19 protein-coding genes are annotated in these 17,736 nt (G+C 64.8%); 10 read left to right on the forward strand and 9 right to left on the reverse strand.

Annotated features, from left to right (window positions below):
* Positions 1-39 precede the first annotated feature (39 nt).
* Positions 40-1,248 carry an MFS transporter gene (locus LOY34_RS15980; RefSeq protein ID WP_195884462.1) on the reverse strand — a complete coding sequence of 403 codons (1,209 nt, stop codon included), beginning with the start codon at positions 1,246-1,248 and terminating at the stop codon, positions 40-42.
* Between the two features lie 113 nt (positions 1,249-1,361).
* Here LOY34_RS15980 and LOY34_RS15985 point away from each other — a divergent pair, with 113 nt between their 5' ends.
* Positions 1,362-2,267, forward strand: a complete 906-nt coding sequence (locus tag LOY34_RS15985) for a LysR family transcriptional regulator (protein WP_093381496.1) — start codon at positions 1,362-1,364, stop codon at positions 2,265-2,267.
* Here the strand turns inward: LOY34_RS15985 and LOY34_RS15990 are convergent.
* Entirely contained in the window at positions 2,264-3,163 is a 900-nt protein-coding gene (locus LOY34_RS15990; RefSeq protein ID WP_195884463.1) for a LysR substrate-binding domain-containing protein, read from the reverse strand. The genes LOY34_RS15985 and LOY34_RS15990 overlap by 4 nt on opposite strands.
* A 112-nt stretch (positions 3,164-3,275) precedes the next feature.
* Between LOY34_RS15990 and LOY34_RS15995 the strand changes: the two genes are divergently transcribed.
* The 6 genes from LOY34_RS15995 to LOY34_RS16020 all read left to right on the forward strand — a co-directional run bounded on the left by LOY34_RS15995 (position 3,276) and on the right by LOY34_RS16020 (position 7,098).
* On the forward strand, positions 3,276-3,893 hold the full coding sequence (locus tag LOY34_RS15995) for a LysE family translocator (RefSeq protein ID WP_195884464.1): 618 nt from the start codon (positions 3,276-3,278) through the stop codon (positions 3,891-3,893).
* A gap of 118 nt (positions 3,894-4,011) precedes the next feature.
* Positions 4,012-4,740: a sel1 repeat family protein gene (locus LOY34_RS16000; protein ID WP_195884465.1), complete on the forward strand. Its 729-nt coding sequence runs from the start codon at positions 4,012-4,014 to the stop codon at positions 4,738-4,740.
* A 104-nt stretch (positions 4,741-4,844) separates the two neighbouring features.
* A complete protein-coding gene (locus LOY34_RS16005) occupies positions 4,845-5,543 on the forward strand; it encodes an AzlC family ABC transporter permease (protein ID WP_045195646.1) in 699 nt (232 codons plus the stop codon).
* Positions 5,540-5,863, forward strand: coding sequence for an AzlD domain-containing protein (locus LOY34_RS16010; protein WP_093381490.1), 324 nt, complete (start codon positions 5,540-5,542; stop codon positions 5,861-5,863). Before LOY34_RS16005 ends, LOY34_RS16010 begins: the two co-directional genes overlap by 4 nt.
* Positions 5,860-6,690: an AraC family transcriptional regulator gene (locus tag LOY34_RS16015; RefSeq protein WP_195884466.1), complete on the forward strand. Its 831-nt coding sequence runs from the start codon at positions 5,860-5,862 to the stop codon at positions 6,688-6,690. Before LOY34_RS16010 ends, LOY34_RS16015 begins: the two co-directional genes overlap by 4 nt.
* A gap of 12 nt (positions 6,691-6,702) precedes the next feature.
* Positions 6,703-7,098: a hypothetical protein gene (locus LOY34_RS16020; RefSeq protein ID WP_093381488.1), complete on the forward strand. Its 396-nt coding sequence runs from the start codon at positions 6,703-6,705 to the stop codon at positions 7,096-7,098.
* Positions 7,099-7,117: 19 nt separating this feature from the next.
* Here LOY34_RS16020 and LOY34_RS16025 read toward each other — a convergent pair whose 3' ends face one another.
* Positions 7,118-7,888 (reverse strand): helix-turn-helix domain-containing protein, encoded by a 771-nt coding sequence (locus LOY34_RS16025; protein WP_195884467.1) that lies wholly within the window; start codon positions 7,886-7,888, stop codon positions 7,118-7,120.
* 100 nt (positions 7,889-7,988) lie between these two features.
* Here LOY34_RS16025 and LOY34_RS16030 point away from each other — a divergent pair, with 100 nt between their 5' ends.
* Positions 7,989-9,119: a Bcr/CflA family efflux MFS transporter gene (locus LOY34_RS16030; RefSeq protein ID WP_195884468.1), complete on the forward strand. Its 1,131-nt coding sequence runs from the start codon at positions 7,989-7,991 to the stop codon at positions 9,117-9,119.
* Positions 9,120-9,224: 105 nt separating this feature from the next.
* Here LOY34_RS16030 and LOY34_RS16035 read toward each other — a convergent pair whose 3' ends face one another.
* From LOY34_RS16035 to LOY34_RS16060, 6 genes are all read right to left on the reverse strand, one after another.
* Positions 9,225-10,217 carry a hypothetical protein gene (locus LOY34_RS16035; protein WP_195884469.1) on the reverse strand — a complete coding sequence of 331 codons (993 nt, stop codon included), beginning with the start codon at positions 10,215-10,217 and terminating at the stop codon, positions 9,225-9,227.
* 220 nt (positions 10,218-10,437) lie between these two features.
* Entirely contained in the window at positions 10,438-11,193 is a 756-nt protein-coding gene (locus LOY34_RS16040) for an ABC transporter permease (RefSeq protein WP_195884470.1), read from the reverse strand.
* Positions 11,193-12,392: an ABC transporter substrate-binding protein gene (locus LOY34_RS16045; RefSeq protein ID WP_195884471.1), complete on the reverse strand. Its 1,200-nt coding sequence runs from the start codon at positions 12,390-12,392 to the stop codon at positions 11,193-11,195. Before LOY34_RS16045 ends, LOY34_RS16040 begins: the two co-directional genes overlap by 1 nt.
* Positions 12,358-13,206, reverse strand: coding sequence for an ABC transporter ATP-binding protein (locus tag LOY34_RS16050; protein ID WP_093381472.1), 849 nt, complete (start codon positions 13,204-13,206; stop codon positions 12,358-12,360). Before LOY34_RS16050 ends, LOY34_RS16045 begins: the two co-directional genes overlap by 35 nt.
* Complete coding sequence (locus tag LOY34_RS16055; RefSeq protein WP_093381470.1) at positions 13,203-14,264, reverse strand: acyl-CoA dehydrogenase family protein; 1,062 nt, start codon at positions 14,262-14,264, stop codon at positions 13,203-13,205. The genes LOY34_RS16050 and LOY34_RS16055 overlap by 4 nt, the downstream gene beginning before the upstream one ends.
* Before the next feature lie 50 nt (positions 14,265-14,314).
* Positions 14,315-14,872, reverse strand: a complete 558-nt coding sequence (locus LOY34_RS16060; RefSeq protein WP_195884472.1) for a carboxymuconolactone decarboxylase family protein — start codon at positions 14,870-14,872, stop codon at positions 14,315-14,317.
* A 106-nt stretch (positions 14,873-14,978) separates the two neighbouring features.
* Here LOY34_RS16060 and LOY34_RS16065 point away from each other — a divergent pair, with 106 nt between their 5' ends.
* Both LOY34_RS16065 and LOY34_RS16070 read left to right on the forward strand, forming a co-directional pair.
* Positions 14,979-15,890 carry an AraC family transcriptional regulator gene (locus LOY34_RS16065; RefSeq protein ID WP_195884473.1) on the forward strand — a complete coding sequence of 304 codons (912 nt, stop codon included), beginning with the start codon at positions 14,979-14,981 and terminating at the stop codon, positions 15,888-15,890.
* Positions 15,891-16,029: 139 nt separating this feature from the next.
* A complete protein-coding gene (locus LOY34_RS16070; protein WP_195884474.1) occupies positions 16,030-17,655 on the forward strand; it encodes a methyl-accepting chemotaxis protein in 1,626 nt (541 codons plus the stop codon).
* The last annotated feature ends 81 nt before the right edge of the window (positions 17,656-17,736 follow it).

A 17,736-nucleotide genomic window follows, 5' to 3' on the forward strand; every position in this document is an offset into this window, starting at 1 on the left:
TGTGGCGATTCTACCCGTCTGCGCGGCGGCCTGGCGAACTTAGCTCGGCACCCGTGCGCCCGGGGCGAAACCGTGGCCATGGGCGCGACCGGCAATCAGCAGGGCCAGGGCGATCAGCGCCAGCAACACCCAGGGGAAACTGCCCACGCCCCACTGGCTGAGCAACACACCGCCAAGCAGGCCACCGGCGGCAATGGCCGAGTTCCATACCGTGACGATCATCGACTGGGCGACATCGGCGCCCTCCCCGGCGGCATCGGCGCTGGCGGTTTGCAGCAGGGTTGGCGCGCCGCCGTAGGTCAGGCCCCAGAGCGCGACACTGACATACACCAGCGGCGCCGACTGGCTGACAAAACCAAGCACCAGCGCCACCACGGCAAAACCGAACAAACTCAGCAGGACCATGTTGCGCAGGTGCTTGTCGATCAGCGCACCGACCACGCCGATGCCGGCCAGGGCGGCAATGCCGAAGGTCAGCAGGACCATGCCGGTGCTCGCCGCCAGGCCCACCGAGGCCAGGTACGGCACGATGTAGGTGTATAGCACGTTGTGCGCCAGCACCCAGGTGAGGATCACCAGCAGCACCGCCAGCACCCCGGGTGTGCGCAGCACCTGAGCGATACCGGGGCGTTGGCCCGGGGCATGGCCGTCGAAATCCGGCACCTTGCACAGCACCCAGGCCACCAGCACCAGGGTCGCGCCGGACACCAGGGCAAAGGTCATGCGCCAGCCCAGCAACTCGCCCAGCCAGGTGCCGGCCGGCACCCCCAGCGACAAGGCCACTGGCGCACCAATCATCGCCACCGCCATGGCCCGGCCTTGCTGCTCGGGGCTGACCATGCGCCGTGCATGCCCGGCAATCACGCCCCAGGCCAGGCCCGCGGCAACACCGGTCATGAAGCGCGCGACCAGGGTCAGCCAGTACGAACTCGACAACGCCGTCACCGTGTTGAACAGCAAAAAGCCGACAATCGCCAGCAACAGCACCGGACGCCGCCGCCAACCCTGGGTCAGGGTCACCAGCGGGATGGCGGTCAAAAGTGAGCCCAGGGCATAGACGCTGACCATCTGCCCGGCCATCGCCTCACTGACCTGCATGCCGCTGGAGATCTGCCCAAGCAGCCCGGCCGGCAAGGTTTCGCTGAGGATGGCGATAAAGCCGGTCATGGCCAGGGCCAGCAGGCCGCTGACCGGCAAGGGCTGCTCCAGTGCGGCCGGCCCATCGGCGCTGCAGCTGATGTGGGTCATGGTGAAACTCCTGTAGGAAAGATGGGCGAACCTTAAGCCTGCGCGCACTGCGGAAAAAGCCGGGTACAATTCCGCTCATAACGGACACGGGTGTCCGCAATCGGGAAATGCAGATGGATAGCCTCAGCGGTTTCGTGGTGTTCGTGCGGGTGGCAGAAACCGGCAGTTTTGTCGGCGCTGCGCAGTCGCTGGGGGTCAGCGCCTCGGCCATTGGCAAGCGCGTGGCGCGCCTGGAGCGCCGCCTGGGCGTACGCCTGTTTCACCGCAGCACGCGCAGCATCACCCTCACCGCCGAGGGCAGTCAGTTTCTGGAGCGCAGCCGGCGCATCCTTGCCGAGATCGAGGCCACCGAGCTTGAGCTGTCCCAGGCCAGTGAAGTGCCGCGCGGGCGTTTGCGCATCAGCCTGCCGCAGGTGACTGCGCTGGTGATGCCGGCCTTGAGCGAGTTCATGGCGCAGTACCCGGAGATCGAACTGGACCTGGATTTCGACGACCGCATGGTCGATATCATCGGCGAAGGTTTTGACGTGGTAATGCGCGGCGGAACGCCCAGCGACTCACGCCTGAGCGCGCGCTTTCTTGGCCATTTTCACCATGTACTGGTGGCCTCGCCGGCGTACCTGGCGCGCAATGGCAGCCCCGCGCACCCCGCCGAACTGGCCCGCCACACCTGCCTGCACTACCGTTTCCCGAGCACCGGCAAGCTCGAACAGTGGCCGCTGCGTCAGGAGCCCGCCGGCCACGCCTATGAGATCCCGGTGTCGATGGTCTGCAACCACGTCGACACGCGCATCTGCTTTGCCATGCGCGATCGCGGCATCACCTGCATTCCCGACTTCACCGTGCGCCAGCAGTTGCAGCGCGGTGACCTGGTGACCGTGCTCGATGACTACATGGAGCGCCGCGGCAGCTTCTACCTGCTGTGGCCCTCGGGGCGGCAAGTGCCGCCACGGCTGCGGGTGTTCATCGACTTCATGAGCACGCGGCTGCTGCCCGATGCTGGCGCGCCGCAGTATTAGTCATATAAATAATCAAAGCCCTGGGCAGGCAATTGTGGCACCTGCTGCACCAAGAACGCCCCCAGTTGTTGCACCTGGCGGGCCTTGGGGCTGGCCTGCAGCCAGGCCAGGTAATAGCCCTCACCGGTGGCCACCGCCTGCGCAAACGGCGTGACCAGGCGCCCGGCGGCGAGCTCGGCGCTGGCCAGCAACAGGTCGACCACGGCCACACCCAGGCCTTGCTGAGCCGCCGAGATGCCCTGGTCAAGGGTGTCGAACAGCTGGCCGCGCTCAAGGCTGATGGCCGCAGCCCCGGTGCGCTGCAACCAGCGCCGCCAGTCGCGCCGGTCGGGAGATGGGTGCAGCAGCTCGCAATGGGCCAGGTCTGCCGGGTAACCGGGCTGGCACACCGGTACCAGCCATTCGTCAAACAGCTTGAGGCTGGCGATGCCGGCGCCGAAATGTCCGTCGCCCAACAGGATCGCGCAGTCGTAGGGCTCGCTGTAAAAATCCACCGTATCGATGTCCATCCACACGCTGCTCAGTTGCACCTGAGCGTGTTCTTCACAGTGCTTGAACAGCGCCAACTGGCCAAGCAACCAGCGCACGGTCAGGGTCGAGGGCGCCTTCAGGCGCAGCTGCTGGCGGTCCTGCCTGAGCAGGCCACAGGCGTTTTCGATGATCTTGAAGCCGATTTTCAGCTCCTGGGCCAGCAGCCGGCCCGCTTCGGTCAGCGCCACTTTCGGCCCGCGGCGCTCGAACAGGGCGCAGTCGAACAGGCCTTCGAGGGTTTTGATGTGATGGCTGATGGCGCCCTGGGTCAGGGCCAGTTCTTCGCCGGCGCGGGTGAACGAACCGTAGCGCGCGGCCACCTCGAACGCCCTGAGCGCCTGCAATGCGGGAATGCGTTCGGTCATGGCCGCCTCTAGCATGAGTCAAACTAATAGAAAGCCACAGTAACAGGCGTTTTACAACCGGACCGGGCCTGCCGAGAATTGCGCTCCCGCCAAACGCCCTCGAGACCCGCCCGTGAACAGTGCCCTGCTTGCTACCTACGCCCTGACCGTTGTGCTGCTGATCGCCAGCCCCGGCCCGGTGGTGGCGCTGGTGGTCAACACCACCGCTCGCGCCGGGCGCAAACAGGCACTGCTGACCGCCCTGGGCACCAACGGCGCGTCACTGGTGCTGATCGCCCTGGCGGCGCTGCTGATCTTCAGCAGCGCCGCGATCAACCCGCTGCTGCTTAGCGCCTTGAGCGTGTTTGGCTGCCTGTTCATCGGCTTTCTGGGCCTCGGCGCGCTGGCCGAACTGCGCCGGCCCGCGCACGCCGCAGCGCCGCCTGCGGTGCACCAGGGCGGGCTATGGCAGGGGTTTGCCATTGGCCTGTCGAACCCCAAGGACATCCTGTTTTTCGTCGCTTTCTTCCCGCAGTTCATTCAGGTCACCGAGCAATTCAGCCACAGCCTGATGCTGTTGGCGCTGGTCTGGCTGGTGCTCGACCTGGGCATTCTGGGCCTGTACATCCTGGTCATCGGCCGCCTCGCCGAGCGCCTCGACCGGCGCCTGATCAGCGCCATCAGCGCCGTGGTACTGCTGGCCATCGCCGCCGTCGGGCTGGCCTACAACATCCGGCAACTGTTGCCCTGACGGGCTACGCTTTCGGGCGCGGGCCCGGAGCGGTTAGAATGGCGCGCTATCACCCAGGCCAGCCACACTATGGACAGTCGGATTGAACCCTGAACAGCGCAGTCTTCTCCAAGCCAACATGCATACCCGCCCGGCCCCGAATTCCAGAGGCACTTCCTTGATCCGCTCGCCCCTTTTGCACGGCCTGCTCGCCGTCGTGCTGCCGACTTCGGTACTGGCTGCCGGCGTACAGATCGACCCGCATGCCGACCTGCTGTACCGCCAGGCCGTGAGTTTGCTGGAACAGGCCGACAACCAGAGCGCCAGCTTCACCCTCAAGACCAGCACCACCGACCAGGATCTTGCCCAGCAAGGCCAGGCCCTGGGCCGCACCCTGGCGCCTGCGGTGAGCCTGTTGAAAAAAGCCGTGGAGCTTGACCACCCGGCCGCCCAGTATCGCCTGGCGCTCTACTACATCACCTACCTGCCGGCAGCACAGATTTCCGCTGCCGCCTGCCCGCTGCTCGAAGCCAGCATGGGCCAGGGCTTTGCCCCGGCGGCCCTGGGCATCGAGAACTGGTGCCCCAACTACAGCCGTAGCGAATACCGCAACGCGCTCGAAAGCGTGCCGAACCTGGCCAGCCTGTACGCCCCCTACTACCCGCAACCGGCCGTGCGCCTGTTGTGCCATCGCGAGCAACCGCAGGGCCTGGCCATGCAGTGGGGCCGCCAGCGCGACTACCAGGCCGAGGTCTACCGCCTGCTGGCCAGCACCGACCCGGCGCAGAGCAAGGCCTACTGGCAAAAAGCGGTGGACATCAATGGCTGCATCGCCGCGCAGCGCCGCCTGGCCAGCAACCACTACTGAGCGCCAAGCCCTCTGCCGCGCCGCTGACAGCAAGATCGTTCAAGTCAGCGGCGCCCGCCTCTGGCATGCTGTACAACCTTGTTCATTGGTTGTTGCTGCCGTCCATGTCCAGTCCGCCGTTCGCCCGCCAGGCCTTCATCCGTGGCGCCATCGCCATCCTGCCGTTGTCCCTCGCCGTCGCTCCCTGGGGGCTGCTGGCCGGTTCCATGGCCATCGAAGCCAACCTCAGCCCCTGGGAAGGCCAGGGCCTGTCGGCGATCGTCTTTGCCGGTGCCGCGCAGCTGGTGGCAATCGGCATGCTCAAGGGCGGCGCCAACCTGTTCTCGATCCTGCTGACCACCCTGTTGCTGACTTCCCAGCATCTACTCTACGGGCTGTCGATGCGCCCGGTGCTGTCGGGCCTGCCGACCCGCTGGCGGCTGGGCCTGGGCTTTTTGCTCACTGACGAGTTCTTCGCCCTCACCAGCCAGTACGACCAACAGCAGTTCAATCGCTGGTACGCCCTGGGGGTCGGCCTGACGTTCTACATTGCCTGGAACCTGTTCACCCTGGCCGGGATCATCCTCGGCCAGAACATTCCGCACCTCGACCAGCTAGGCCTGGATTTTTCCATCGTCGCCACTTTCGTTGCCCTGATCGCGCCGCTGGTGCGCAACCTGCCCACCGTGGTGTGCGTGGCGGTGTCGCTGTTCTGCTCGGTGCTGTTCAGCGCCTGGCACTGGGACATCGGCCTGGTGGCCGCCGGGTTGCTGGGCATGAGCGCCGGCTTTGTCTGCCAGAAATTCAGTGGAGCACGCGCATGATCTTCGCCCTGATTATCGGCATGGGCCTGCTGGTGTTCCTCAACCGCTATGCCTTCCTGGAACCGCGCCTGCCCTTGCGCCTGAGCTCCAATGCCCGGCAGTTCCTCGGCTTTGCCGTGCCGGGCATGCTCACCGCCATTTGCGGGCCGATTGTGTTCTTGCCCGGGCACCAGCTCGACCTGAGCCTGAGCAACCCGTACCTGGTCGGTTCGGTAGTGGCGGTGGTGCTGGTGCTGTTGACCCGCAGCACCTTGATCAGCATGCTGCTGAGCATGGCCTTCTTTTTTGTCTTTCGTTGGTGGTTGAACGGCAGCCCATGAACCCTGCACACAAGGAACAGACCCGCTTCTGGCAAGCCTCGGCGCTCGGTGATACCGAGATGCTGCACGCGCGTTATTTTCAGCAGCGCTTCGCTCCCCATGTGCACGAAGGCTACGTGATCACCATCATCGAGTCCGGTGCCCAGCGTTTCTGGCACCGCGGCAGCGAACACCTGGCGCCGGTGGGCAGCATGGTGCTGATCAACCCCGACGAGCTGCACACCGGTGCCAAGGCCAGCGAAGATGGCTGGCGCTATCGCGGTTTTTACCCCGACAGCGAGCGCATCACCGGCGTGCTCGACGAGCTGGAGCTCAAGCGCGACGGCCTGCCGCGCTTCGACGCCAGCGTACTGCACGACCCGCAACTGGCCAAGGCCTTCAGCTGGCTGCACTGCTCGGCCGAACACGGCGCCGGTGCCCTGGAACAACAAACCGCCTGGCGCGAAGCCGTGCTGTTGCTGGTGCAACGCCATGCCCGTGCCGGCACCGCGCGCACGCCCGGCAACGAACCCTGCGCCGTGGCCCGGGCCAAGGAACTGATGGACAGCCGCCTGGCCTACCCGCCATCGCTGGAAGAACTGGCCACGGCGGTCAACCTCTCGCCCTTTCACTTTGCCCGGGTGTTCCGCCAGGCCACCGGCCTGCCGCCCCATGCCTGGCTCAAGCAACGGCGCCTGAGCCGCGCCCGCGAACTGCTGAAAAACGATTGCCTACCGTTCAACGTCGCCTTCGCCCTGGGCTTTTCCGACCAGAGCCATTTGAACCGGCAGTTCAAGCAAGCCTATGGCGTAACGCCGGGCGAGTACCGCCGCGCCTGTATTCATTGACGGACCAACCCCATGCCCTACCCGCTTGCCTACCGCTGGTTCATCCACAAAGGCCTGACCGATTGGGAGCCGTGGTATTTCTGCGACACCCCGGCGTCACTGCAACAAGGCCCGGACCTGAGCAAAAACGCCTTCGCCGCCCGGGCCTTTGCCAAGGAGACCGGCGCGGACTTCGAGGTCTACCTGTTCGCCCGCCGCCAGGACCGGGAAGACTTTGCCTTCTTCGTGGTGCGCGACGGGGTGATCGAAGACAAGGTAATCACCGCGCACCTGTCGTTCGCCGACAAGCTGGAGCTACGCTCGCGGCTGAGCTATGAACAGGTGACCCGCAGTTTCAGTGAGTGGGTGGCCGAAGTGGCGCTGGCCGATGCCGTGGAGTGGATGAGCGAGGACGACCTGCAAGATTGAGCCTGGGCTGCTCTTCTGCTCAGCGGCAATACGCCCGCGGCGTGCTGCCGGTCATGCTTTTGAAGAAAGCGATGAACGCACTGTCGCTGGCAAAGCCCAGCTCCAGCGCCACCTGGGTCAGCGGCTGATGGATCGCCAACTGCTCCACCGCCCGTACCAGCCGCCACTGCTGGCGCCATTGCTGGTAGGACATGCCAGTGTCGCGGCGAATCAAGCGACCGATGGTTTTCTCGCTGGCGCCCACTGTGCGGGCCAGCTCTTGCAGCGGCGGCGGCAACTGCTCAAGGTTCTCGACCAGGCGCGCCAGGCGCCGGTCCCTGGGCAGCGGCAAGCGCATCGGCTGCTGCCCGGCAGCCTGCAGTTCGGCGATGCACAGGCCGGCCAGGTGCGCGGCGGCGCCTTGGCTCCAGTCGGTTTCGAACGGCGCCTGGGCGATGCGTTCGAGCAGTTCGCGCAGCAGCGGGTTGACGTCGAGGATCACCACTTCATCCGGCAAACGCGGCCAGTGGCGGGTGTCCAGGTACACCGAGCGATAGTCCACGGTCGCCCGCATTCGCGCCCGATGGGCTACGCCGGCGGGAATCCAGGCCGCGCGGGTCGGCGGCAGCAGGCAGAGCAGGTCCGGCGCCTGGGCATCGATGCGCACACAGCCCTGGCGGGTGAACAGCACCTGTCCCATACGGTGCTGATGGACGCCGGAATCGTGCTCGCCCAGGGCCGAGCAGATGCCGACGATGGGCGCATCGACGTGCTCGGGGTTGAAGAGGGCGGTAGGTTCCAGCCAGGCCATGCAGGTTGTCCGATTTTCACTATTTCTAGACCAGACCGCGACAATACACCCATCGCCCGCCGCCTACCATGAGCGCCCTTTTACCCACGGGACCCTGCTCATGACCCAACGCACCTGGTTGCCCCTGGCCACGGCCCTGCTGATGTTCCCGCAGATCGGCGAAACCCTCTACAGCCCCGCCCTGGTGGATATCGGCCAGGGCTTTGGGGTAACGCCTGCACAGGCGGGGCAAACCCTGTCGCTGTATTTCGCCGCCTTTGCCGTCGGCGTGCTGGTCTGGGGCCGCCTGTGCGACCTCTGGGGCCGACGCCCGGCGTTGCTCGCAGGCTTGCTGCTGTACGGCCTGGCTTCGCTGGCGGCCCTGTTGGTCACACATTTCGCCGGCCTGCTTGGCGCGCGCATCGTCGCCGCCTTCGCCGCAGCGGTCGGTTCGGTGGTCACGCAAACCGCGCTACGCGATGCATATAGCGGTGCGCAACTGGCGCGGGTGTTTTCCCTGATCGGCATGTTCCTGGCCATCAGCCCGGCGATTGGCGTGCTCAGCGGCTCGCTGCTGACCCAGGCCTTGGGTTACCGTGGCGTGCTCGCCGCGCAGTTGCTGATGGCCCTGGCGTTATCGCTGTGGAGTTGGCAACTGATGCCGGAAACCCGCCCGCAAACGCCCCACCACGCCAGTGTGATCGGCACCTTGCGGCGGATGCTCGGTGATCGCCGGGTGCTGCTGGCGACGCTGCTGGTGGCGTTGTTCAACATCGGCGTGTTCAGTTGGTACAGCCTGGCACCGTTCATTTTCCAGCGTTTGCAGTTGCACAGCCTGTTTGGCTACAGCGGCGTACTGCTGGCGCTGGGCTCGCTGCTCGGCGCGCGCCTCAATGCGCGATTGCTGGCACGGGGTGTCAGCCAGGCAACCCTGCTCAACCTGGCCTGCGCGGTGAACCTGCTGGCGGCGCTGGCGATCCTGCTGCTGGGCGAGCACTGGCTGATCGCGGTGGCCATGGCCTTCATGCTCGGCGCCTTCGCCATGGCGATTGCGCTGCTGCTGGGTTCGGCGCTGATCGAGTATGGCGATTGCCGGGGGACGGCGGGGGCGTTGTTCGGGTTGTTGTATTACGCGTTGATTGGCGCGGGCTTGAGCCTGGCAAGTGAGTGGCAGGCATTGGGGGTTAGCCTGATGTTGTGTGCAGCGCTTGCCAGTGTTGCGGCGCGGGTTTATGGGCGACGGAGCTTATGAGTGCATCGTGGTGCCCATTGAACTGAAGCCAGAAGCATCCCAAGAACCCGATCATCAACTTGCCGCACCAAGGCGGCAAGTTGGTGGGGGTAGCGTGCTGACCTGTCAGGGGCTGACGGGATCAAGCGTGAACCGTTGCATTGGCGTGCCGTTCCAAGGGTCCAGCCAGGACATTCCCAGGTCGTCGAGAAAAGCGGTCAAGGCTTTATCAGCCGTGCCCGGGCCCTGAGGAAAGAGGCCCTTTCGCCGACTGTTGTACGTCCAATGTTGGTAGGCCTGTGCCTTTGAAGCGCGCGGGCGGGCCCAAACAGCGCCTCGGCCAACCTCTATGTTTTCCCCCTCCAGCAGTAATGCCCCGCCCTTGCTGTCGGCCACCGCGGAAATGATTTCGTTATCTGCAGTGTGGCGCCATTGCTGCGCTGGATCGGTAGCGTTGCAAGTAACCAGGCCGACACGGCGAGTCGCGAGCGATTGCGTAGCATCAAGCTCCCCTACGGCCAGGCAGTGGCCATTACTCTGTTTGATTTGCACCCACGGAGCGACGGGCTGTTGAATCGGTACAATAGTAAAATTCTGCGTGACACGACCATTGACCCGAGGATCCAACCAACCATAGCCCTCGACAAACACAGTTAAAGCAAGCCCTGCATGAGCCGGAACCTGCGTCGTCAGTGTGTTTCGCTGGGCATCATGCTCCCAGCGGTAACTGGGAGAAACTACTGAGGGTGGTGACGTTACCCAAACCGAAGGTCTGCCACCCACTATGTCCATCCCATACAACATCAATCGCTCTCCCCTCGGATCGGTGATTTGCGAAAGTATTTCTTTATTTTCGGTGTAGTGCCATTGCTGAGCGGGGTCCTGATCATTGCACGTGGCCAGCCCAACATGTCGTGTATAGGGTTTATCAAAGTTGAACGCGCCCACGGCCAGGCAATAACCATCTATTCGCTTGATGTGTACCAAGGTTCCCTTGGACTTTTCAGGGGGCTGGGCAACAGGCGTTGGTGGGTGCTCGGCACACCCTGCCAATAGTGCTAAAGCGATTGCCACTATCGGGATCTGGAATACGATTGCATTGAATAATCTGAGGCTCATGGCATTCTCCGACGACGCTGTCAGCAGGATAAGTTCGATCTACGGCACGCATTTCCAAACAGCGGCAGTAAGGCGACCTTGAGTTATCCACTGGCTTGCGCACCTGACGTCGGCGAAGGTCAATTGCTTCATTGAAAAACTGAACGTGGTCCGAATGAGAATCTAGACGGCCACAGGCAATTTGCAAACCAATCGCTAAAGCACTGCAACGTGCCCACGATCAGGCATGCACCCAACGCCGATGCAGGCCACGGGCAATGGCATCGAGCATAAAGCCCAGCACGCCGATCAGCAGCACCATCGCCATCAGCTCCGAATACGCCAGCCGGTCACGGGTATCGAGGATGAAGTAGCCCAGCCCGGCACTGACTCCGAGCATCTCGCACGGCACCAGCACGATCCACAGAATACCGATGGCCAGGCGCACGCCGGTCAGTACATCGCCGAGCACGCCGGGGATGATCACCTTGCACAGGGTCTCCCAGCGCGTGGCGCTGAGGCTGCGGCTCAACTGCAGCCAGCGCGGGTCGAGCTGGCGCACCCCTGCGGCGGTGTTGAGCAAGATCGGCCACAGCGCGGCAAAGGCCAGGAGGAAGTAGATCGGCTGGTCGCCCACCCCCATCAGCATCACCACCACCGGCATCCACGACAGCGGTGAGATCATCCGCAAGAACTGGAACGCCGGGGTAGTCGCCGCCTCCAGGTGACGGTAGCTGCCCACCAGCAAGCCCAGCGGCACGCCGATCAGCAAGGCCAGCAGCAAGCCGACAAGGATGCGCTTGAGGCTGACCCAGATGTGCTCGTAGACCTCGCCTTGGCCCAGCAGCTCGATCAGGCTGCTGAGGGTCGCCTGCGGCGAAAAACGCGCCGACAGGCCATCGGCCTGGCCGAACACCTGCACGCCCAGCCACCACAGCAACAACAAGCCGAGCAGGCCGGCGACGCCCAGGGCGCCATGGATTGCATGCTTGCCCATCAGATCGAAAACTCCTCGCTACGCTCGAAGCTCTCGGGCAAACCGAAGGCCTTGAGCCCGCCAACGGCGGCGATGCTGTTACGCACGAAGCGGTCGTCGACCAGGTCGCGGGCGGTCTGTTGCGGGTCGAGGCCGGCAAGAAAGCCCTTGTCGCCCTCGATCAGGGTATTCTGCAGGCGACGCACCAGTTCTTCGGTGTAGCTGGGGAACGGATAAGGCTGAAAATCGATGCGCTTTTCGTCCCACTGCGCATGCTGGATCGCACCGCTGGCGATGTAGGCGTCGCGGGCCGCGGCCGCCGGCGCCAGCACTTGGCTGAGCACCTGCGGGGTGTGCGGGGTGTATTTGTTCGGCCCGCTCTTGGACAGCAGCGCGGCGGCTTCGGCGCGGTGCTCGCGGGTCCACAGCTGGGCCTTGACGATGGCGTTGACCACCTTCTGCGACCACTCGGGGCGGTTGTTCAGGTCATGCTCGTGCATGAACACCACACAGCAGGCATGGTTGCGCCAGATGTCGCCGGTAAAGCGTTGCACGCGGCCAACCTTGAGGTCTTCGGCCAGGGCGTTGAACGGCTCGGCGACGATGTAGCCAGCGATGCGCTTGCTGGCCAGGGCCGGCGGCATGTCTGACGGCGGCAACACCACCAGGTTGACCTCGTTGGCGGCCAGCTGGGCTGTGGCGGCCTTGGACACCGGGGTCAGGCCGTGGTCGCGAAACAGCTGCTGCACCACCACGTTGTGGATCGAATACCAGAACGGAATGGCCACGGTCTGCCCGCCCAGTTGCTTGACCTCGGTGATGCCCGGGGCGACGGTCAGGCCCGAGCCGCCGACATGGTTCCAGGCCACCACTTTGGCCGGCACCTTGCTGGCATAACGGGCCCAGACGGTCATCGGCGACAGCAGGTGAATGACATTGACCTGCCCGGAGATGAACGCCTCGATCACCTGCGCCCAACTGCGCAGCAGCACCGGCCGCTCGGCCTTGATGCCTTCGGCTTCAAACAGGCCATTGTTGTGCGCCACCAGCAACGGCGTGGCGTCGGTGATCGGCAGGTAGCCGATGCGTACCGGGGCGTCCGGGTCGCTCGCGGCGCGGGCCTGCAGGCTGCCGAGCAGCGGCATGGCGCCGCCGGCGGTGAGCAAGGCGCTGAGTTTGATGAAGTCACGACGAGTGTGGGTGAAGTCGTCCAGGCACATGGGCAGTCTCCGACGGCAGCGGCATAGGTTCAGAAGAAGGTTCGGGTGTGCGGCTGGCCCGCCGAAGGGTTTTGAGTATGTCGATGCGCAGCGCGCCCAGTTCCTCGACCCGCTGCTCGCGCGGTTGCGGCAGGTCGATGAGCCATTGGCCGAGGGTGCGCGCCGGGTGGTTGCCCAGTAGCAGCACGCGATCGGACAGCAGCAGGGCTTCGTCGATATCGTGGGTAATAAGGATGGCCGCGGTGTTGTGCCGGGCAATCAGTTGCAGCAGCAGTTGCTGCATGTCGGCGCGGGTGACTTCATCCAGCGCACCGAAGGGTTCATCGAGCAACAGCACTTGTGGCTGGCGCGCCAGGCAGCGGGCCAGCGCGGTGCGCTGGGCCATGCCGCCGGAGAGCTGCGCCGGGTACTGCTCGCGTGCATGCTGCAGGCCGACCGCCTCGATGGCGTGATCGATGCGCGCCCGTCGCTCACTGGCAGCGAGCTTGGGCTGGCGGGCGAAATCCAGGCCGAAGGCGACGTTGCTTTCCAGGCTCAGCCAGGGCAGCAGGCTGGGGTCCTGGAAGGCCACCGCCAGGCGCGGGTGCGGGCCCTGCAACGGCTCGCCGAGCAGGCTGACGCTGCCGGCGCGGGCCTGCTGCAAGCCGGCCAGCACCCGCAACAGGCTGGATTTGCCAACGCCACTGGGGCCGAGGATGGTGATCACCTCGCCCGGCGCCAGTTGCAGGTCGAAATTTTCCAGCACGCTTTGCCAGCCTTGTTCACGCGGGTAGCCGAGGCTGATGCCACGGGCTTCGAGCAACACTTCGGTCATGCTGATGACGCCTGGCGCTGCAGCTCGGCGCGCAGTTGCACCAGGCTTGGGGTGACGATCGGCACGAACGCCGACTCGCGCCAGCGCCGGGCAAAACCTGCGCCGTAGGCGGTCAGGTAAGCCTTGCCGCCACTGGCTTGCAACTCAAGCTGCACGGCATCGGCAGCCGTTTCGGCAAGGGTGATGCGCAGCTTGAACAAGGCCGCCGGCTGGCTCAGGAAACGGCCGTCGAGCAAGCCCTTTTTCAGTTCGGCCACGGTGTTTTCCAGGCGCTCGCGCAGCACCTGCAGCGCCTCGCCAAGGAACGAGCGCATGCCCTGAAGGTGCCCTTCCACTTCGCTCAACGAGCGCCGCGCCAGGCCGATGGCCATGCCGCATTGCAGGCCCAGGAACGACGGGCGCACGGCAGGCAGGAACTGCTTGGCGTTGTCGTGCAGCAGCCAGTCACGGCTGATCGACACCTGTTCGAAACTCAAGGCTGCGGTGTTGCTCGACTGCAGGCCCATTAACTCAAGGTCGTCAGAGCGGCTCAGCCCTGCAGCGTGATCGGGGATCGCCAGCACGAACGGCGAGGCGCCCTCCTCTTCAATCGCCGCCGCCACCACAAATCCGCCCTTGCGCAGGTTGGTGACCCAGTGCAGGCGCCCGGCCAGGGTCCAGCCCTGGTCGTCGCGCAGGCCCTTGACCTGCAGCGCTTCGATACCCGAGAGGTACTTCATGGCGTTGGACAGGCCGGTGGCGCCAGCCAGTTGGCCGCTAAGCAGCTCAGGCAGCAGGCGTTCACGCAGCCCGGCGTTGGGGCTGTGCAGCAGGTATTCGATAAAGGCGCGCTGGCCCCAGAACACGAAGGCTGCCGCCAGGGAATGGCTGGCAACCGTGGCCAGCGTCTCGACCGCGTCGGCGACCGTGCCGCCACTGCCGCCCAGGTTCTGGTCAATACCGACGCGCAGCACCTGCGCCGCCGCCAGTTGCCCCAGTACCGCCTGCGGGTCGCCGTGGCCCTGGTCGAGGGCTTCGGCCTGGGCATCCAGCCACGCGACCAATGCGGGATCGAGCATAGGGTTTACTCCTTTAACAATGCGCCAGCTTGCGCTGGCGCCGAGGGTCGTTATGCCGAAGGCTGCCAGCGGTACTTGCTCAGCTCGTCATTGAGCGGCGTCTGGGCGAACACATTAGCAAAGTTGCACAGGGTTGCCAGACTGACACCGAGGATCACCTCCAGGGCATTGCCTTCGCTGTAGCCGGCTTCGCGAAACGCACCGTAGCCGGCTTCGCTGACATTGCCGCGGGTGGCGATCACTTCGCGGGTGAACGCCGCCAGGGCTTCGAGCTTCTCTTCTGGCAGCTCGCCCTTGGCGCGCAGGGCGTCGACCACCTCCTGCGCCAGCTTGGCCTTGTTCAGTGCCACGGCGGTGTGGCCGGCCACGCAGAAGTCGCAGCCATGGTTGGTGGCGGCCACCAGTTGCACCACTTCACGCTCGGCGAGGCTCAGCTCGGCCTTGGCGTTGAGTGCCGAGACGGTGACGTAGGTTTCCAGCGCCGCCGGGGCGCTGGCCAGCACGCCGAGCAGGTTGGGGATGAAGCCCGAAGCCTTCTGGGCGTTTTCCAGGTAAGGGCGGGCAGCCTCTGGGGCGCTTTGCAGAGTATGGACAGTGACGCGCGACATGGAGTGGACTCCTGCTGACTGAGGGTGTGCCACAAGTCTGTTGGTTATAAGAATTACCTGCCATATTCTGCAGTCGCTATTACTTGCTCCTGAGTCTTTTCATTAGATGATTTCATCCAGCCCAGTAGTCGATTGGTTATTAGAAAGCCTTGAGCTAGACGCCAGCCTGTTCCATGTCGGGCGTTACTGCGGTGGCTGGCACGCCAGCACCCACGGCCTGGCGCGGGCCAGTTTCCACCTGATCGTCCAGGGCCACTGCTGGCTGCATATCGATGGCCAGGCCGAGGCCATTCGCCTGCAAGCGGGCGATGCGGTGTTCCTGCTGCGCGACTTCAACTATCGGCTGTCCAACGCCGAGGAGTGCGAGCTGGCCCGGCAGCAACCGCGCCAGGTCATGCAGCCGCTGGACAGTACAGCCACCGATGGCGTGGGCCTGGTGTGCGGCTTCTTTCATTTTCAGCCGGGCTTGTCGTCGCTGATCATCGAAGGCCTGGACGACTGGATCATCCTGCGTGCCGGCGACCCGGCGCTAAGCGCGGCGCGGGCGCTGTTCGAGCTGATCCTGGCCGAGTGCCAACGCCTGCCTGCGCCCTCCTCGGCCTTGCTCGAACGCTTGAGCCACTTGCTGTTCTTGTACGTGCTGCGCCAGCGGGTCAGTGACGACCAGGGCATCCGCGGCCTGGTCGCCCTGGCCCGCCACGGCAACTTTGCCAGCCTGCTTGAGCAGTTGATCGAACACCCCGAGCAGCCTTGGTCGCTGGAAAGCATGGCGGCCTGCACCGGGCTGTCGCGCTCGGCATTTTTCAAGCGTTTCAGCGAACTGGCCGGGCAATCGCCGGGGCAGGTGTTGCTGGCCCTGCGCATGCGTCATGCCTGCCAGTTGCTCAAGGCCAACAACACCGTCGAGCAGGTGTGCGCGGCAGTGGGTTATCAGTCGATTGCCGCGTTTACCCGCGCCTTCAGCAAGGCCGTTGGCGTGCAGCCGGGGGCCTATCGGCGCCAGCATGAAGGGCGCTGAGGCAAACAGCGGGCGGTAATCGAACACAAGCAGGCTAAGCGCCCTCAAGTCCGCCGCCGGCGACTCCGATAGCAGACCACCCACCGCCGTTGCCGCGGCAAAGCGTGGTGCTGATAACAACTCAAGGAGTACTGCCCGCATGTTCGCCGACCTGAAAATCCGCACCGGTATGTTCTGGGTGCTGTCGCTGTTCAGCCTGACCTTGCTGTTTTCCACCGTCAGCGCCTGGCGCGCGGCGGTGGGCAGCGACCAGCAGATCAGCGAACTGGACCAGACCGCGCACCAGTCGGATCGCCTGAACAACGCCTTGCTGATGGCGATCCGCGCCAGCGCCAATGTCTCTTCGGGCTTTATCGAACAGAGCGGCGGCCACAGCGACAGCGCCAACAAACGCTTGAAGCTCTCGCAAGAACTGCTGGGCAACAGCGCGCAACTGATCAGCGAGCTGGTCAGCAATGCCCAGGAGCCCACCTTTAAAGGCCTCGCCGTCGAGCTGCAAACCACCTTCGGCGACTACGCCAAGGCCGTGGCCGGCCAGCGTGAAGCGACCGGCAACAACGACCTGCAGCATTACTTCAGGGTCAACACCGACGCTGGCAACGCCATGGGCCGCTTGCAGGCGCTGCGCCAGCAACTGGTGGCGGCGCTGAACGAGCGCAGCCAGCAGATCATGCTCGAATCCGATCGACGCCTGAGCAGCGCCCAGGTGCTGAGCGTGGCGCTGGGGCTGCTGACCTTGCTGCTTGCCGCACTGTGCTGGAGCTTTATCGCCCAGCGCGTGCTGCGCCCGCTGCGTGAAGCCGGGCAGCACTTTCAGCGCATTGCCGGCGGTGACTTGAGCGTACCGGTGGCGGTGCACAGCAGCAACGAGATCGGTCAGTTGTTCAGCGAACTGCAGCGCATGCAGCACAGCCAGCGTGACACCCTGGGGCAGATCAGCAGTTGCGCCACGCAACTGGCCGAAGCTGCCGGTGCGCTCAACGGCATCACCGAACAGAGCTCGCACAGCCTGCGCCAGCAGGACCAGGAGCTGGAACAGGCTGCCACCGCCGTCACTGAAATGACCACCGCGGTGGAAGAAGTAGCGCGCAATGCCGTGTCCACCTCCCAGGCCGCCAGCGCCTCGAATGACCTGGCCGAACAGAGCCGCCGCCAGGTCAGCGACAACCTCGACGGCACCCAGGCCATGGCCCGTGAAGTGCAAACCAGCAGCGAGCACCTGGAGCAACTGGCCGGGCAGATTCGCGATATCGGCCAGGTGCTGGAAGTGATCCGCTCGGTGTCCGAGCAAACCAACCTGCTGGCGCTCAATGCCGCCATCGAAGCGGCCCGTGCCGGTGAAGCCGGGCGTGGCTTTGCCGTGGTCGCCGATGAAGTACGCACCCTCGCCTACCGCACCCAGCAATCGACCCAGGAAATCGAGCAGATGATCGGCCGCGTGCAGCACGGTACCGAAGCGGCGGTGGCCTCGATGCATGCCAGCACCCAGCGGGCGCAATCAACCCTGGGCATCACCCAGGCCTCGGGGCAGGTGCTGGAGGGAATCTACAGCGCCATTGGCGAGATCAACGAGCGCAACCTGGTGATTGCCAGCGCTGCCGAGGAACAGGCGCAGGTGGCGCGGGAAGTGGATCGCAACCTGCTGAACATTCGCGACCTGTCGACCCGCTCGGCGGCCGGGGCGCAGGAAACCCGCGAAGCCAGCCAGGCGCTGGCGGGGCTGGCCGGGCAGCTGACGGCGCTGGTGGCGCGGTTCAGGGTGTAATCAAAAGCAGCAAGGCTTTGCCTTGCATCGCTGGCAAGCCAGCTCCCACAGGGTCAGCGTTCACAGTTCCCTGTGGGAGCC

The organism is Pseudomonas sp. B21-009 (assembly GCF_024749345.1).
GTDB lineage: Bacteria > Pseudomonadota > Gammaproteobacteria > Pseudomonadales > Pseudomonadaceae > Aquipseudomonas.

Coding starts and splice junctions, on each gene's coding strand:
- LOY34_RS16045 (WP_195884471.1), bottom strand. CDS start 12,392: ATGTGCCTGGACGACTTCACCCACACTCGTCGTGACTTCATCAAACTC.
- LOY34_RS15985 (WP_093381496.1), top strand. CDS start 1,362: ATGGATAGCCTCAGCGGTTTCGTGGTGTTCGTGCGGGTGGCAGAAACC.
- LOY34_RS16065 (WP_195884473.1), top strand. CDS start 14,979: ATGATTTCATCCAGCCCAGTAGTCGATTGGTTATTAGAAAGCCTTGAG.
- LOY34_RS16040 (WP_195884470.1), bottom strand. CDS start 11,193: ATGGGCAAGCATGCAATCCATGGCGCCCTGGGCGTCGCCGGCCTGCTC.
- LOY34_RS16030 (WP_195884468.1), top strand. CDS start 7,989: ATGACCCAACGCACCTGGTTGCCCCTGGCCACGGCCCTGCTGATGTTC.
- LOY34_RS16035 (WP_195884469.1), bottom strand. CDS start 10,217: ATGAGCCTCAGATTATTCAATGCAATCGTATTCCAGATCCCGATAGTG.
- LOY34_RS16070 (WP_195884474.1), top strand. CDS start 16,030: ATGTTCGCCGACCTGAAAATCCGCACCGGTATGTTCTGGGTGCTGTCG.
- LOY34_RS15980 (WP_195884462.1), bottom strand. CDS start 1,248: ATGACCCACATCAGCTGCAGCGCCGATGGGCCGGCCGCACTGGAGCAG.
- LOY34_RS16010 (WP_093381490.1), top strand. CDS start 5,540: ATGATCTTCGCCCTGATTATCGGCATGGGCCTGCTGGTGTTCCTCAAC.
- LOY34_RS16005 (WP_045195646.1), top strand. CDS start 4,845: ATGTCCAGTCCGCCGTTCGCCCGCCAGGCCTTCATCCGTGGCGCCATC.
- LOY34_RS16000 (WP_195884465.1), top strand. CDS start 4,012: ATGCATACCCGCCCGGCCCCGAATTCCAGAGGCACTTCCTTGATCCGC.
- LOY34_RS15990 (WP_195884463.1), bottom strand. CDS start 3,163: ATGACCGAACGCATTCCCGCATTGCAGGCGCTCAGGGCGTTCGAGGTG.
- LOY34_RS16020 (WP_093381488.1), top strand. CDS start 6,703: ATGCCCTACCCGCTTGCCTACCGCTGGTTCATCCACAAAGGCCTGACC.
- LOY34_RS16060 (WP_195884472.1), bottom strand. CDS start 14,872: ATGTCGCGCGTCACTGTCCATACTCTGCAAAGCGCCCCAGAGGCTGCC.
- LOY34_RS16025 (WP_195884467.1), bottom strand. CDS start 7,888: ATGGCCTGGCTGGAACCTACCGCCCTCTTCAACCCCGAGCACGTCGAT.
- LOY34_RS16015 (WP_195884466.1), top strand. CDS start 5,860: ATGAACCCTGCACACAAGGAACAGACCCGCTTCTGGCAAGCCTCGGCG.
- LOY34_RS16055 (WP_093381470.1), bottom strand. CDS start 14,264: ATGCTCGATCCCGCATTGGTCGCGTGGCTGGATGCCCAGGCCGAAGCC.
- LOY34_RS16050 (WP_093381472.1), bottom strand. CDS start 13,206: ATGACCGAAGTGTTGCTCGAAGCCCGTGGCATCAGCCTCGGCTACCCG.